We start from the raw sequence: 15,155 nt of genomic DNA, 5'->3' as shown, positions 1-15,155 counted from the left end.
TTAGGGGACAATATTGACCAGACGGTCGGGGACCACAATCACCTTCTTCGGCGCCGCGCCGCCGAGCAGTTCGGCGATGCGCGGGCGCGCGAGCGCCGCGGCCTCGACGGCATCCTTGTCCAGCCCCTTGGCGAGCGCGATTTCGTCGCGGCGCTTGCCCGCGACCTGGATCACGATCGTCACCTCGTCGTCGGCGAGCAGTGCCGGATTCGCGGCGGGCCACGCCGCGTCGGCGACCATCGCGACGGGCCTCTGCGCATCGGGGAGCGCCGCCCACGCCTCTTCGGCAAGGTGCGGCATCATCGGCGCGACGAGCAGGATCAGGATGCGGCACGCCTCGGCGCGGGTCGCCGAGGGCTTCGCCTTCTCGATATCGTTGGCGAGCGCGTGGATCTTCGCCACCGCCTTGTTGAAGCCCAGTGCCTCGATATCGGCGGCAACCCCGGCGATCGCGCGGTGGAGCCGCCTTGCGAGCGCGATGTCTTCGCCGCCGTCGCCGACATTCTCGGTCTCGCCGAACAGGCGCCACAAGCGCTGGACGAAGCGCCACGCGCCCTCGATCCCCGCCTCGCTCCACGGCAGGTCGCGCTCGGGCGGGCTGTCGGACAGCATGAACCAGCGCGCCGCGTCGGCGCCGTACTGGTCGAGGATGGCGTCGGGATCGACGACATTCTTCTTCGACTTCGACATCTTGATGATACGGCCGACCTCGACCGGCGCGCCGTCGGCGACCAGCGTCGCGCCCTCGGCGGTGCGCGTCACTTCCTCGGGGGTGAAATAGAGCGGCGGCAGCCCCTCGCCCTGCGTGCGGCCATAGGTTTCGTGCGTCACCATGCCCTGCGTGAACAGGCTGGCGAAGGGTTCCTTGATGTCGACCATGCCGATCCGCTGCAGCGCGCGCGTCCAGAAGCGCGCGTAGAGCAGGTGGAGGATCGCATGTTCGATGCCGCCGATATACTGGTCGACCGGCAGCCAGCGCGCGATCACCGCCGGATCGAACGGCTTGTCAGCGGGCGCGCTGGCGAAGCGCAGGAAATACCACGACGAATCGACGAAGGTGTCGAGCGTGTCGGTCTCGCGCACCGCCTCGCCGCCGCACGAGGGGCAGCTGGTGTGCTTCCACGTCGGATGACGGTCGAGCGGATTGCCGGGGACCGAGAAATCGGCATCCTCGGGCAGGGTGACCGGAAGCTCGCTCTTCGGCACCGGCACCAGCCCGCACGCGGCGCAGTGGATGAAGGGGATCGGCGTGCCCCAATAGCGCTGGCGCGAGACGCCCCAGTCGCGCAGGCGCCACACCGTCGTGCCCTTGCCCCAGCCCTCATGCTCGGCGCGCGTAATGACGGCCGCCTTGGCCTCGTCGATGCTCATGCCGTTCAGGAAATGGCTGTTCACGAGGCGGCCGGAGCCGACATAGGCCTCGTCACCGTGGAAGACCTGTTCGTCATCCTCTCCATCGGCGATGACACGGTGGACCGGCAGCTCATATTTGCGCGCGAAGTCGAGGTCGCGCTGGTCGTGCGCCGGGCAACCGAAGATCGCGCCGGTGCCATAGTCCATCAGCACATAATTGACGACCCAGACCGGCAGATGCCAGTCGGGATCGAGCGGATGTTCGACCGCGAGGCCGGTGTCGAAGCCCAGCTTCTCGCCGGTCTCCAATTGCTCCGCCGACGTCCCCTGGCGGCGGCATTCGGCGATGAAGGCCGCGAGCTCGGGCGAATCCTTCGCGAGGCGTTCGGCGAGCGGATGATCGGGCGAGATCGCCGCGAAGCTCGCGCCGTAAAGCGTGTCGGGGCGCGTCGTGAAGACGTCGAAACCCGGCGCGCCACCGGCGAGGCGGAACGAGAATTCGAGACCCTGCGACTTGCCGATCCAGTTTTCCTGCATCAGCCGCACCTTGTCGGGCCATTGGTCGAGGCTCTTCAGCCCTTCGAGCAGCTCGTCGGCGAAGTCGGTGATCTTGAGGAACCACTGCGACAATTTCTTCTTCTCGACCAGCGCGCCCGAGCGCCAGCCGCGGCCGTCGATCACCTGCTCGTTGGCGAGCACCGTCATGTCGACCGGGTCCCAGTTGACGTAGCTTTCCTTGCGCGTGACGAGGCCCGCAGCGAACAGGTCGAGGAACAGCGCCTGTTCCTGACCGTAATAATCGGCGTCGCAGGTCGCGAGCTCGCGAGTCCAGTCGATCGCGAGCCCGAGCCGCTTGAGCTGTCCGCGCATCGCGTCGATATTGGCACGGGTCCAGCCATTCGGGTGGACGCCCTTTTCCATCGCCGCATTCTCGGCCGGCATGCCGAAGGCGTCCCAACCCATCGGGTGGAGGACGTCGTGCCCGGTCATCCTTTTGAACCGGGCCAGCACGTCACCCATCGTGTAGTTGCGGACGTGCCCCATATGGATGCGCCCCGACGGATAGGGAAACATCTCGAGGATATAGGCCTTGGGCCGCCCATTTTCCTTGGCGTCGCCGGTGTCGGTCGTGGCAAAGCTGTTCGCACGCTCCCACGCCGCCTGCCATCGGGCGTCGGCGGCCAGGGCGCCAAAGCGCATTTCGCGGGTCATTCCTGTCTTACCCCGTTGTCTTCATGGGGCGGCGCGGGCGCGCCGCGCGATTAGCCCTCGATGGCCGAGCGACGCAGGTCGCGGGCGCGCGTGAGGATCACTTCCTCGAGCTTCTGCACCGTCGCCGCTTCGACCGGCGCATCGACCCAGGTGCCGCCCTGCGCGACCTGCCGCGAGGCGGCGACGCGCAGCGCGTCGGCGCGCAGATCGCGGTCGAGGATCGACACCGTCACCTTCATCCGCTCGTTCGGATTCTGCGGGTTCGCATACCAGTCGGTGATGATGACACCGCCCGACGAATCGGCCTGAAGCAGCGGCATGAAGGAGAGCGCATCGAGCGAGGCGCGCCACAAATAGCTGTTCACGCCGATCGTCGTGACCTGCGACGCGGCGAGGTCGGCGCGCGGCCGTTCCTTGCCGCCGCAGGCCGCGAGGCCGAGCGCCGTGAGCCCGAGCAGCGCGAGCGTGGCAGGGCGGCGACCGAGCGAGGCCAGGGCGGAAAGCTGAGACATGCCGAAACACCTTATCTTGGACGCGGGGGACGGGCGGACCCGGCCGCGTTGCTGCGGATTTGGGAGCGTCTCTATCGCCCTTGCCGCCGTCCGGCAAGCACGGCAATTTCCGGTTCGTCGCGGTTCAGGCTGCAGTCAGGGTCGGGTTCGAAAAATGCGCCGACTGTGATCATCGCGCAACAACCGGAGCAAAAATCGGAACGCCGGCGACAAAGACTCGCGAATCACTGGAATTGTCGGGCGAAGCCGCCTATCTATCGAACCATCTGGGGTTGGAGTCGCAGAATCATGGCGCGAGCGCCGCGACATTTTTGGCAGGGGGGTCTCGTCGTTGCGGCGGCGATTTCGCTCGCCCTGCCGCCGGCGCTGGCGGCGATGACGCGCTCCGACAGCATCCGTCCCATGTCGATTTCGGAAACCTTGCTGGGCGAATTCACGCCCGCGGCCGGCGACCCGCGCCTGATCGCGCGCTACGCCAAAGTGTCCGAGGCGGCGCGCCGCAACTTCAGCTTCACTCCCGCGGTCACCGACGACAGTCGCAAGAACCGCGCGATCACCGTCGTGATTCGCTCTCGTGACGACGCCTCGAGCGCCGCGCGTACCGCCGCGCTCGCCAAGGGACGCGCGCCGATCGCGATAGCGCCGGTCGCCTATAATCTGGGGGCTTCGGTCGGGTTCGAGAAGTTCGTCACGCCGCAGCTCCCGCGCGGTACCGACCTTCGCAACCTGCCGGTCGCGCATGCGCCCGAACAGGCCGAACGCAAGTCGCGCTTCGCGACGCGGATGATCAACCGGACCAGCGACCCCGCCGGGGCGACCGACCGCGTCACCGCACCCGGCGACACCCAGGCCGTCGACGTCGTCAGCAGCTATCGTATCACGCGCAACCTCGATGTCACCGCGGGGGTCCGCTACAAGAGCGACGACCGCGTCGAGCCGCTGACCGATACGCGGCGCGACAGCCAGGCGGTCTATGTCGGGACGCAGTTCCGCTTCTGACGCGCCCGGCGCTTCGCCGCCTTTTCCGCCCACGCATCGATCGCCGCCCAGCCCGGCTGGACTCCGCTTCCCGCGCTCTGACGAAGCAGCGCGCGCGCGCGCGCCGGCGTCATTCCGCCGAGCGCGATCGCGCGGCCGCCCGTCAACCGCGCGAGCCGCAGCCATGCGGCGGGCCCCAGCGTCGGTGCGCCGGGGTGCGACCGCGTCGGATGGAGTGGCGAGACGAAGGTCGCCTGCGCCCTTGCCCGGCGCGCAGCGCGCGCTTCGCGGGCGTCGTGGACCGGCATGGTCAGCAGCAGCCCGAACCGGTGCGCCGCGCTGGCCTGCCCCGCGCGACGCTGGCGCAAATGGACGCCGTCGGCACCCCAGCGCCTGGCGTCCGCGGGCGATCCGGCGAGTATGATGACCAGCCGGCGCACGGCGGCGATACGCTTCAGCCGCCGCAGCAAGCGCCAGCGCCCGGCGGCGGGCAGGCTGTCATGACGCAGCACGATGCCGCTCCCCGGCGGCAGATCAGCCGCGAGCCGCACGACCGGCACCGCCATGCGCTCGTCGCTCAGCAACCAGAGCATCGGCGGCGGGGGCTGGTATCGGGTCATCGCGCTTTCTATAGGCGCGGGGCTGAGGCGCGCAACGGGCGCGCGGAACAGGAGGCGGAATGAGCGACGCGGCGGACAGGCTGGCCGGGGTGCAGACGGCGATCGCAGAGGCGGCGAAGCGCGCGCAGCGACGCGCCGGCGATATCTGCCTGATTGCGGTATCGAAAACGCACGAGGCCGAAGCGATCCGTCCGCTGATCGCCGCAGGCCAGCGGCACTTCGGCGAGAATCGCGTCCAGGAGGCGGCCGCCAAATGGCCCGCACTGCGCGCCGAAACGCCCGGGATCACGCTCCACCTGATCGGCCAGCTCCAGTCGAACAAGGCCGAGGATGCGGTGGCGCTGTTCGACGCGATCCACTCGGTCGACCGCCCGTCGCTCGTCGCGGCGCTCGGCAAGGCCTGCGCCAAGGTGGGCCGGCAGCCGCGATTGTTCGTGCAGGTCAATGTCGGCGACGAGGCGCAGAAGGGCGGCTGCGCGATCGCCGACCTGCCCGCGCTGCTCGACGCGGCGAAGAACGCCGGGCTGGCGATCGACGGGCTGATGGCGATCCCCCCCGCGGACGTCGAGCCCGCACCCTATTTCGCGCTGCTCGACGAACTCGCCGAGCGCCACGGCCTGCCGCTGCGCTCGATGGGGATGAGCGGCGATTACGAAACCGCGGTGATGCTGGGCGCAACGCATGTGCGGGTGGGAACGGCGCTGTTCGGGACGCGGGGGTAGGGCGCCGCCGCGGATGGCGACAAGCGGCCGGCGACTGACGCTTCGCATCTCATAGCTTCGTCATTCCCGCGAAAGGGGGCAATGACGAGGGAGTAGTGAACGTCCGCTCCCCACCCCAAGCCGGCACCCCCGCTCCGCGCACGAAAAAGGGCGGCCCGCGGCCGCCCTTTGCACCCGGATCGAGCCGGGATGACGCGTTTCAACCCGCGCGGCCGCGCCGCGCGGGACGCGGCGTCACTTGATCTTGGCTTCCTTGAACTCGACGTGCTTGCGCGCACGCGGGTCGTATTTGCGCACAGACATCTTCTCGGTCATCGTGCGCGGGTTCTTCTTGGTGACGTAGAAGAAGCCCGTGTCGGCGGTGCTCACCAGCTTGATCTTGACGGTCGTCGGCTTGGCCATGGCCCTGTTCCTCGAATATTGGCACATCCGCCGGGTGTCCGGCCGATGCGGCGGGACTTGGGGCCCCGGCGGTCGGTGTGAAAAACAAGAGGGCCGCGCACCGGGCGCCGCCCCCATTTATCCGCGCGCCATTGGCGGGATTCGCGGCCTCTGTCAAGCAAAAGCAGCGGGCGGACGGCGCGGCCGCCCTCCGCCCGGTTGCCGACTCAGGCACTCCTGATCTGGAAGCGGACGGTCATCTCCTTCCAGCTTTCTTCGGGCGTGCCGCCGCGCGTCGCGGGCTTGAAGCGCCATTTCGAGAGCGCGCGCTTCTTCGCCGCCTCGAAGAAGGCGGGACTGTCGGTGCGCACCAGTTCGACCGCCTTCACCCGCCCGTCGGTGCCGATCCGCACGCGCAGCGTGACGCTGCCCTCGATCCCCGCGCGCTCCTCGCGCACCGGATATTCGGGTTGGAACAATCCCGCGAAGCGCGGATCGACCTCGGCCAGCACCAGCTTGGGCGGGGCCGGCGGGTCGATCGACACCGGCGGGCCCGGAGGCACCGGCGGCGGATCGAGCATGATCGGTCCCTCGGCGACTCGGTTGGCGGTATCGGCAGGGAGCTTGAAGACCGTCTCGACCGTTTCGGTCGCCTGGCTGCTCGTCGGCTGCGTCTGCGTCTCGGGTTGCGGCTTGGGCGGCTCAGGCTCGGGCTTCGGCAGGAAAATCGACGTCCACGGCGGGGATTCGGTCCGCGGCGCCGTCTCGATGATCATCGGCGACAGCGCGACCGCGACGACCAGCGCGACCGGCAGGCCGATCGCCAGCGCCGCGGCGACCGGCCGATGCCCCGCGCCGGGGTTATAGCCGTAGCGCGGCGCCATCGTCGAACCGGCGGCAGCCGCGCTCCGTTCGGGCATCGCCACCAGAGCGGAAATCATGGGTATCAGCGTCATGGCCTCTCTCCTTGCCTGTGACGACCCGGCCCCGCCGCGCTTCGACCGCCGCTATCGGTCGGGTCATGGAATATGAGATAGTATAACGTGACCTGAATTGTCAATCGGCGAAGTCGGCAAGAGAAATCGAAGAAAGGAGGATTTGGAGGCCGTTATGTCAGCGAAAGCCGCGCGACGGCTTCGTCCTTCGCGATCAGCGGCAGCAATTCGCGCATGTCGGGGCCATGGTCGCGCCCCGTCAGCGCGCGGCGCAGCGGCAGAAAGAGTGCGCGGCCCTTCGCCCCGGTCGCCGCCTTCACCGCCTCGGTGAGCGCGTGCCAGGGATCGGCGCCCCAATCGAGCGCGGGCGCGGCGGCGGCGGCGGCGGCGAGCACGGGCTGGTCAGCCGCGTCGGGCGTCGGCGGCGTAAAGGGTCCGTCGAACACCGCCCCCCAGTCCGCCGCCTCGGCGACGGTCATCAGGTTCGGGCGAATCGCGTTCCAGCGCGCTTCGTCGATCGCGGCGGGCAGGCGCGGCGCGACCGCGTGATAATCGGTATGGTGCAATATCTTCTGATTGAGCAGCGCAAGCTCACCCTCGTCGAAACGCGCCGGGGCGCGGCCGAAGCGCGCGAAATCGACCCCTGCGATCAAGGGCGCGAGGCTGGTCACCGGCTCGACCGGATCGCTCGTCCCGAGCCGCGCGAGCAGCGCTGCGAGCGCAACCGGCTCGATCCCCGCGTCGCGCAAGTTCGCCATGCCGAGCGAGCCCAGACGCTTCGACAATTTGCCCTCGGTGCCGACGAGCAGGGCTTCGTGCGCGAATTGGGGCGGCTCGGCGCCGAGCGCGGCGAACATCTGGATCTGTGCCGCGGTGTTCGAGACATGATCCTCGCCGCGCACGACATGGCTGATCCCCATCGCGATGTCGTCGATCACGCTCGGGAGCAGATAGAGCCAACTACCGTCGGCGCGCCGCACGACGGGGTCGGACAACGTTTTCGGTTCGAAATGCTGGGGTCCGCGGACGAGATCGGCCCATTCGATCGGCGCGTCATGGTCGAGCCTGAAGCGCCAGTGCGGCGCCACGCCCTCGGGCACAGGCGCATCGGCGGGCTTGCGCTCATAGACCGGCGGCAGGCCGCGCGAGAGCAGAATCTTGCGGCGAATCTCCAGCTCTTCCGGCGTCTCGTAACAGGCATAGACGCGCCCGGCCGCCTTCAGCTTCGCAAACTCGGCCTCGTAGAGCACGAACCGCTCCGACTGCCGCTCCTCGCCGTCGATATCGAGCCCGAGCCACGCCAGATCGGCGCGAATCCCCTCGACATATTCTTCCTTTGACCGCTCGAGATCGGTGTCGTCGATCCGCAGCAGAAAGCGCCCGCCGGCCTTGCGCGCCCACAGCCAGTTGTGAAGCGCGGTGCGGACATTGCCGACGTGGAGCATGCCGGTCGGCGAGGGGGCAAAACGGGTCGTGACGGTCATGACGCGCCTATAGCCCGATTCGCGCTGAAGGCGAGTCAGGCCGTCCGGAACCCGTGGGTGATCGGATAGCGCCGGTCGCGGCCGAAGTTGCGCGTCGACAGCTTGACCCCCGGGGGCGCCTGACGGCGTTTATACTCGGCGAGCATCAGCAATCGCTCGATCCGCGCCACCGCGTCGCGGTCAAAGCCATATCTTGCGACCACATCGTCGACGCTCGCTTCCTCTTCGACCAGCATGTGGAGCATGCGGTCGAGATCGGCGTAGGGCGGCAGGCTGTCCTCGTCCTTCTGGTCGGGGCGGAGCTCGGCGCTCGGCGGCTTGGTGATGATCGTATCGGGCATCACGGGAGCCACGGGATTGCGCGAGAGGCGCGGCACATTTTCGTTGCGCCACTTCGCCACCGCGAACACCGTCGTCTTGTACGCGTCCTTCAGCGGATTATAGCCGCCCGCCATGTCGCCATAGATGGTCGCATAGCCAACGCTCATCTCGCTCTTGTTGCCCGTGGTCAGCAGCATCGGGCCGAACTTGTTGCTGAGCGCCATCAGCGTGACGCCGCGAATGCGCGACTGGACATTCTCCTCGGTGATGTCGACGTCCTTGTCGGCGAAGGTGCCGCTGAGCATCGCGTCGAACGCCTCGACCGCGGGGACGATCGGGATGGTGTCGAGCCGGCAGCCGATCATCGCCGCGCAGCCCGCCGCATCGTCGAGGCTCGCCTGGCTGGTGAAGCGGCTCGGCAGCATCACGCACCAGACCTTGTCGGGGCCGAGCGCGTCGGCGGCGATCGCGGCGCAGATCGCCGAATCGATCCCGCCCGACAGGCCAAGCACGACGCCGGGAAAGCGGTTGCGCTCCACATAGTCGCGCAAGCTGAGGATCATCGCGCTGTAGATGTCGGCGGGGTGCGCCTCCCACTCGGCGATCATGCCCGCTTCGCATGTCCAGCCGTTGTCGCGCTTGGTCCAGCGCGTGACGCGCTCCTCCTCCTCCCAGTCGGTCAGCCGGTGCGCGGGTTTCCCGTCGGCATTGAGAACGAAGGAGCAGCCGTCGAACACCAGCTCGTCCTGCCCGCCGACGCGGTTGAGGAAGATCAACGGCAGCGACGTCTCGGCGACGCGCGCGCCGAAGACCTGGCTGAGCCGCCGGTCGTCCTTGTCGATCTCATAGGGGCTGCCGTTGACCGAGATCAGCAGCTCGGCACCCCCGGCGGCGAGATGGCCGCAGACGGTCGGAAACCAGCCATCCTCGCAGATCGGCAGGCCCAGCTTCACCCCGCGCCATGCGATAATCTCGGGAAGCGGGCCCGGAGCGAAGACGCGCTTTTCGTCGAAGGTGCCGTAATTGGGCAGTTCGTGCTTGCGCCGCGTCGCGACCACGCGGCCCTCGTCGAGCAGCGCGACCATATTATAGAGGCGCCCCTCAGCGTCGCGCTCGACCGATCCGACGAGCATCGCCGGGCCGCCATCGCCGGTCCCGGCCGCCAGCTCGGCGAGCATCGCCGCAGCCCGCTCGGCGAGCGCGGGCTTGAGCACCAGATCCTCTGGCGGATAGCCGATCAGCTGCAGCTCGGGAAAGACGATCAGGTCGGCATCCCGGTGCCGCGCGCGAACGCTGCGCATCGCATCGGCATTGGCGGCAAGGTCGCCGACGGCCTGGGTCATTTGCGACAGGACGATGGTGAGCGTTTCGGTCATGCCTTGCGGTTTAGGCGCAACCCGTCCGAATTCAACCGAAGACCGATGCCCGCGCGGCTTGGGCGCGGGGAGCGGACACGATCTCTGTCCCGCTTCGCGCCTTTGCGGCTTTGCGCGAAACCGAGGGGCGCGCTGCGATATGCCGCGATGGCTTTAACCCCTTCCCCAAATCGCCCGCGCTGGTTAAGGGGACCCGCAATCCCACCCCGCGCGCGAAAGGGCTTCGCACCCCATGAAACTCATCTCCGGCAACAGCAACCTGCCGCTGGCCCGTGCGATCGCCGACTATCTCGAGCTGCCGCTGACCGATACCAGCGTGCGCCGCTTCGCCGACGAAGAGGTGTTCGTCGAGATTCACGAGAATGTCCGCGGCCAGGATGTGTTCGTCGTCCAGCCGACCAATTTCCCGGCAAACGACAATCTGATGGAATTACTGATCCTCACCGACGCGCTGCGCCGCGCCTCGGCGAAGCGGATCACCGCGGTCGTCCCCTATTTCGGTTACGCCCGCCAGGACCGCAAACCCGGCCCGCGTACCCCGATCTCGGCGAAGCTCGTCGCCAACCTGATCACCACCTCGGGCGCCGACCGCGTGCTCGCGATCGACCTGCACGCCGGGCAGATCCAGGGCTTCTTCGATATTCCGACCGACAATCTCTATGCCGCGCCGGTGATGAGCGCCGACATCCAGGCGCGCTTCGGCGGCAAGAATCTGATGGTCGTGTCGCCCGACGTCGGCGGCGTGGTGCGCGCGCGCGCGCTCGCCAAGCGGCTCGACAATGCGCCGTTGGCGATCGTCGACAAGCGCCGCGAGCGCGCCGGCGAATCGGAGGTGATGAACATCATCGGCGACGTCGCGGGCCGCTTCTGCATCCTGATCGACGATATCGTCGATTCGGCGGGCACGCTCTGCAACGCCGCCGCCGCGCTCAAGGCCGCGGGCGCCGAGGGCGTCGTCGCCTATTGCACCCACGGCGTGCTGTCGGGCGGCGCGGTCGCGCGCGTCGATGCGAGCGAGCTCACCGAGCTCGTCATCACCGATTCGATCCAGCCGACCGATGCGGTCAACGACAGCGCCAAGGTCCGCGCGCTGACCGTCGCGCCGCTGCTCGGCGAGGCGATCAAGCGCATCGCCGACGAAACGAGCGTCTCTTCGCTGTTCGACTGAACGCGGCACCGCGTTCCAAACACGCTCACCGCGCGACGAGCGCGCCGGTGATATGATCGAGCTGACGGCGAAAGGTCGCATGGTCGGGCACGGCATGGACGAGCCCGCGCGCGGCCCAGCACAGCGCCTGCGCCATGCTCCCCGCGCGCGGCACCGCCGATCCCGGGCCGCTGAGCCGGATCGCGTCGGCCATCGCCGCGACGAGCCGCCGTTCGGCGGTCCGCACCGCCTCGGGCGGATGATGTTGCATGGCCGCGACGATCTCCACCCCGTGCGGCGAAGCGTGCAAGGCGTCCCGATGCCGCCCGACCCAGGCGTCGAGTGCATCGGCGAGCCGGTCGGGCAGCGTCCGCGTCGGCTGCTCGATCGCGCGCAGCGCCTCGGCGAGCGAGCGGTCGATGAGCGACTGCACCGCCCAGCGCGTAAGCGCGTCCTTCGACCCGAAGCGATTGTAGAGCGACTGGCGCGACACGCCGAGCGCCTGCGCGACGTCGGTCATCGACGTCCGGCGCAGCCCGTAGCGCGCGAAGGTCGCGACGACCGGATCGAGAGGAAAAGCGTCGTTCATTCGACCCCGATTTTACAATTTATATCAAAATTGTAAAATCGGTATAATCGCGCTCCCACACCGTTCGAACCGCGGTTGAGGCTGGCAGGGCGGCGGCCGCTCGGCTAGCGCTGGCGCATGTCGCTCGAATCCGATCTCGCGCTCGCCAATCGCCTTGCCGATGCGGCCGGCGCGGCCATCCGTCCCTTCTTCCGCACTGCCTTTGCACATGAGGCGAAGGCCGACGCCTCGCCGGTGACCGACGCCGACCGCGGCGCGGAGGCCGCGATGCGCCGCCTGCTCGAAGCCGAGGCGCCGCGCGACGGGATCATCGGCGAGGAATATGGTGCCGAGCGCGCCGGGGCTGCACGGCAGTGGGTGCTCGACCCGATCGACGGCACGGTCAGCTTCATGGCCGGCCGGCCGATCTTCGGGACATTGATCGCGCTCCTGCAGGACGGCTGGCCGCTGCTCGGCATCATCGATCAGCCGATTGCGGGCGAACGCTGGGTCGGCGCGACGGGGCGGCCGACATTGTTCAACGGCAAGCCCGCGGCGACCCGCGCCTGCCGCAGCCTTGCCGACGCGACGCTCGCGACGACGGGGCCGCAATATTTCGCCGATCATGACGGCGAGCATTTCATGGCGCTCGCCGCGCAGACCGCGCACAAGCGCATGGTGTTCGGCGGCGATTGCTATAATTACGGACTGCTGGCGAGCGGTCATGTCGACCTGGTGGTCGAGGCGGGGCTGAAGCTCCACGATTTCGCCGCGCTGGTGCCGGTGGTCGAGGGCGCGGGCGGGACGATGTGCGACTGGAACGGCGAACCGCTCCACGCCGACAGCGACGGCCATGTCATCGCGCTGGGGGATCCGGCGCGGCTCGAGGACGTTATCGAGGGGCTGGCGTGCCACCATTGAAGAAGGGAGGAGGCGATCATGGCCTATGACGGAAGCTGCCACTGCGGCGCGGTGACCTACACGGTCGAGGGGGACATCCCCGAAACGGCGATGAGCTGCAACTGCTCGCACTGCCGCCGCAAGGGATTTCTGCTCGCTTTCGTGCCGATCGACCAGTTCCGGCTGACGGGCGGCGCCGACAAGCTCGCCTCCTACAAGTTCAACAAGCATAATATCGACCATCAATTCTGCACCGACTGCGGCTGCCAGGGCTTTTCGGTCGGCACCGGACCTGATGGGTCAAAGATGGCGGCGGTGAATCTGCGCTGCGTCCCCGAGGCCGACCTCGACGCGCTAAATGTCCAGAAGGTCGACGGCGCGAGTTTCTAGAGGAATGCCCGTGCGGCTTGGTCGGGCTGAAATGTGTCTCGCACAAAGCCACGAAGAGGTCTGCGGACAACACCCCGGCTGCCTGTCAAACTGCGCGGAGCGCCTTTCTGATCGCCTGCGGCGACAAACGCCTGCAAAGACTGATGCGACCTTCTTCGTGGCTTCGTGGCTTTGTGCGAAACCAATATCCATTGCCCGAGCGAAACTCGAGCGGCGGAGTCGCAGCGCCCAACGATGCAACGCTTGCATTTCAGCGCGAATCCCCCTAAGCGCGCGCCTTCCGATTGTGCCGGCTGGCTGAAAGGGCTGCCAGGCCGGTACGCAAACGGACTTCCGAAGGAGACCAAAATGCCCAAGATGAAGACCAAGAGCGGTGTGAAGAAGCGCTTCAAATTCACCGCCTCGGGCAAGGTGAAGCACGGCGTCGCCGGCAAGCGCCACCGCCTGATCAGCCACAATTCGAAATATATCCGCACCAACCGCGGCACCAGCGTGCTCAGCGATTCGGACGCGGCCCATGTGCGCCTCTGGGCGCCCTATGGCCTGAAGTAAGGAGCGCTAGACCATGTCACGCATCAAACGCGGCACGACGACGCGCGCCAAGCATAACCGGATTCTGAAGCAGGCGAAGGGCTATTACGGCCGTCGCAAGAACACGATCCGCATCGCCAAGCAGGCGGTCGAGAAGGCCGGCCAATACGCCTATCGCGACCGCAAGGTGAAGAAGCGGAGCTTCCGCGCCCTGTGGATCCAGCGCATCAACGCCGCGGTTCGCGCCGAAGGCCTGACCTATTCGCAGTTCATGCACGGCGTGAAGCTGGCCGGGATCGAACTCGACCGCAAGGTCATGGCCGATCTCGCGATGAACGAAGGCGGCGTGTTCACCGCGATCATCGCGCAGGCGAAGGCGGCGCTACCCAAGGCAGCCTGACCTCCGGCATCATTGCCAAAGCAAGAGGGCGGTCCCGGCGGGGCCGCCCTTTTTCGTGCGCATCACCGCAAAGAAAGACGGCGCGGGAGGTCAGACCTCCCGCGCCGTCTCGACGATGATCCGCAAGGATTCACCGCCCCCCTCCCTCCGAACCGGTTAGCCGTGGGTCGCAGAAAAGCTGACGGCCGGCGGAAGTATCCCCACAATGTGGCACAAAGACGTGCACACAGGCGTTTACATATAGCGTCATATCGATGACAAAAATTGTAAGAAACCGACAATAGGCGGTCCCGGCTTGTTGTTTTTTCCGCCGATCCTTAGAGACTCAAAGGCATGACCGTGGGGAAGGAAAGCAGCGCGGCGGCAGCCGGCGGCGCGGAGACGTGCGTGAGGACGCGCTTCTTTCCGGTGTCGGCGGCGCTACGTCCCTATGCCAGCATCATCTATCTGACCGAGGTCGACGCATCGCCGGGCGTGTGGGTCGAGGATTATCTACACCCCGAATGGGCGAATCTGCGCTTCATCACGGGTGAGCCGCCGCTGGCGGCGATCGGCTGCGAGACGCCGGCACCCGCGCCCGCCTTCATCGCGGCGGGCCCGACGAGCATGGCGACCTATTTCGCCGCGGGCGCGATGCGCGCGTGGGGGGTCGGCGTCCTGCCGATGGGCTGGGCCAAATTCGTTCCGCTGCCCGCCGAGGCGCTCGCCGACCGTTTCTGCGACGGCGCCGGGCATCCCGCTTTTGCCGCCTTCGCGCCGCTCGGCGTGCGGCTCGCCCGCGCCAATGACGTCGAGGCGGCTGCCCGGATGATCGACGATCATCTCGTCGGCCTGCTCGCGGGCGCGCCCGCCGACGACCCGGCGATCCTCGCCGCGCACCGCGCGCTGATCGACGACGATCTGGGCAGCGTTGCCGATCTCGCGGCGACGCTGGACTTGTCCGAACGTTCGGTCGAACGGCTCAGCCGCCGTGCTTTCGGTTTTCCGCCCAAGCTGCTGCTGCGCCGCCAGCGTTTCCTGCGCAGCCTCGCGCGCTTCATGCTCGACCCGTCGATGGCGTGGATCGCGACGCTCGACCATCATTATCACGATCAGGCGCAGTTCACGCGCGACTTTCAGCGCTTCATGGGGATGAGCCCGCGGGCTTATGCGGCGCGGCCCAAGCCGATCCTCGGCGCCGCCGCCCGCGCGCGCGCCGCCGCGGCGGGCGAGGCGGTCCAGGGGCTGCATCGCCCGCAAGCCTAGGCCCAAGCTTGGGGTTGACCCGCCCGGCCGCTTCGGTGCAAGCGGCGGCGGGCCGAAAGCGGGTTTTCCGCCGCCAGCAG

At 67.8% G+C, this 15,155-nt stretch carries 16 protein-coding genes; 8 read left to right on the top strand and 8 right to left on the bottom strand.

Annotated features, from left to right (window positions below):
- Both leuS and ACOTSS_RS18495 read right to left on the bottom strand, forming a co-directional pair.
- Entirely contained in the window at positions 1–2,565 is a 2,565-nt protein-coding gene (gene leuS / locus ACOTSS_RS18500) for a leucine--tRNA ligase (protein WP_448689419.1), read from the bottom strand.
- A gap of 50 nt (positions 2,566–2,615) precedes the next feature.
- Positions 2,616–3,077, bottom strand: a complete 462-nt coding sequence (locus ACOTSS_RS18495; RefSeq protein ID WP_448689418.1) for a DUF3576 domain-containing protein — start codon at positions 3,075–3,077, stop codon at positions 2,616–2,618.
- A 288-nt stretch (positions 3,078–3,365) separates the two neighbouring features.
- On the opposite strand from ACOTSS_RS18495, the gene ACOTSS_RS18490 reads away from it, so the two are divergent.
- Positions 3,366–4,076 carry a hypothetical protein gene (locus tag ACOTSS_RS18490; protein WP_448689417.1) on the top strand — a complete coding sequence of 237 codons (711 nt, stop codon included), beginning with the start codon at positions 3,366–3,368 and terminating at the stop codon, positions 4,074–4,076.
- On the opposite strand, the gene ACOTSS_RS18485 is transcribed toward ACOTSS_RS18490, so the two are convergent.
- Complete coding sequence (locus tag ACOTSS_RS18485) at positions 4,049–4,675, bottom strand: thiamine phosphate synthase (RefSeq protein ID WP_448689416.1); 627 nt, start codon at positions 4,673–4,675, stop codon at positions 4,049–4,051. The genes ACOTSS_RS18490 and ACOTSS_RS18485 overlap by 28 nt on opposite strands.
- Before the next feature lie 59 nt (positions 4,676–4,734).
- Between ACOTSS_RS18485 and ACOTSS_RS18480 the strand changes: the two genes are divergently transcribed.
- Positions 4,735–5,397, top strand: a complete 663-nt coding sequence (locus tag ACOTSS_RS18480; protein ID WP_448689415.1) for a YggS family pyridoxal phosphate-dependent enzyme — start codon at positions 4,735–4,737, stop codon at positions 5,395–5,397.
- A 234-nt stretch (positions 5,398–5,631) separates the two neighbouring features.
- Here the strand turns inward: ACOTSS_RS18480 and rpmG are convergent, their stop codons facing one another.
- The 4 genes from rpmG to ACOTSS_RS18460 form a co-directional block, all read right to left on the bottom strand.
- Entirely contained in the window at positions 5,632–5,799 is a 168-nt protein-coding gene (rpmG, locus tag ACOTSS_RS18475; RefSeq protein WP_003042331.1) for a 50S ribosomal protein L33, read from the bottom strand.
- Between the two features lie 206 nt (positions 5,800–6,005).
- The gene (locus ACOTSS_RS18470; RefSeq protein ID WP_448689414.1) at positions 6,006–6,734 is read right to left on the bottom strand and encodes an energy transducer TonB; all 729 of its coding nucleotides are present in this window, start codon (positions 6,732–6,734) and stop codon (positions 6,006–6,008) included.
- 152 nt (positions 6,735–6,886) lie between these two features.
- Positions 6,887–8,197 (bottom strand): glutamate--tRNA ligase, encoded by a 1,311-nt coding sequence (locus ACOTSS_RS18465; protein WP_448689413.1) that lies wholly within the window; start codon positions 8,195–8,197, stop codon positions 6,887–6,889.
- A gap of 35 nt (positions 8,198–8,232) precedes the next feature.
- Positions 8,233–9,894 (bottom strand): NAD+ synthase, encoded by a 1,662-nt coding sequence (locus ACOTSS_RS18460; protein ID WP_448689412.1) that lies wholly within the window; start codon positions 9,892–9,894, stop codon positions 8,233–8,235.
- Between the two features lie 232 nt (positions 9,895–10,126).
- On the opposite strand from ACOTSS_RS18460, the gene ACOTSS_RS18455 reads away from it, so the two are divergent.
- Entirely contained in the window at positions 10,127–11,062 is a 936-nt protein-coding gene (locus ACOTSS_RS18455; protein ID WP_095387889.1) for a ribose-phosphate pyrophosphokinase, read from the top strand.
- A gap of 25 nt (positions 11,063–11,087) precedes the next feature.
- Here ACOTSS_RS18455 and ACOTSS_RS18450 read toward each other — a convergent pair whose 3' ends face one another.
- The gene (locus ACOTSS_RS18450) at positions 11,088–11,630 is read right to left on the bottom strand and encodes a TetR/AcrR family transcriptional regulator (RefSeq protein WP_448689411.1); all 543 of its coding nucleotides are present in this window, start codon (positions 11,628–11,630) and stop codon (positions 11,088–11,090) included.
- A 117-nt stretch (positions 11,631–11,747) separates the two neighbouring features.
- Between ACOTSS_RS18450 and hisN the strand changes: the two genes are divergently transcribed.
- From hisN to ACOTSS_RS18425, 5 genes are all read left to right on the top strand, one after another.
- Positions 11,748–12,530: a histidinol-phosphatase gene (gene hisN, locus ACOTSS_RS18445; RefSeq protein ID WP_448689410.1), complete on the top strand. Its 783-nt coding sequence runs from the start codon at positions 11,748–11,750 to the stop codon at positions 12,528–12,530.
- An 18-nt stretch (positions 12,531–12,548) separates the two neighbouring features.
- A complete protein-coding gene (locus ACOTSS_RS18440; RefSeq protein WP_448689409.1) occupies positions 12,549–12,899 on the top strand; it encodes a GFA family protein in 351 nt (116 codons plus the stop codon).
- A 348-nt stretch (positions 12,900–13,247) separates the two neighbouring features.
- Entirely contained in the window at positions 13,248–13,451 is a 204-nt protein-coding gene (gene rpmI, locus ACOTSS_RS18435) for a 50S ribosomal protein L35 (RefSeq protein ID WP_037555449.1), read from the top strand.
- A 13-nt stretch (positions 13,452–13,464) separates the two neighbouring features.
- A complete protein-coding gene (gene rplT, locus ACOTSS_RS18430) occupies positions 13,465–13,830 on the top strand; it encodes a 50S ribosomal protein L20 (RefSeq protein WP_448689408.1) in 366 nt (121 codons plus the stop codon).
- A gap of 333 nt (positions 13,831–14,163) precedes the next feature.
- Positions 14,164–15,075, top strand: a complete 912-nt coding sequence (locus ACOTSS_RS18425; RefSeq protein ID WP_448689407.1) for a helix-turn-helix domain-containing protein — start codon at positions 14,164–14,166, stop codon at positions 15,073–15,075.
- Positions 15,076–15,155: the final 80 nt, after the last annotated feature.

It is taken from the genome of Sphingopyxis sp. NJF-3 (assembly GCF_053514865.1).
Note: the sequence above shows the minus strand (reverse complement) of the source record. Positions and strands in the feature narration are given on the sequence as shown.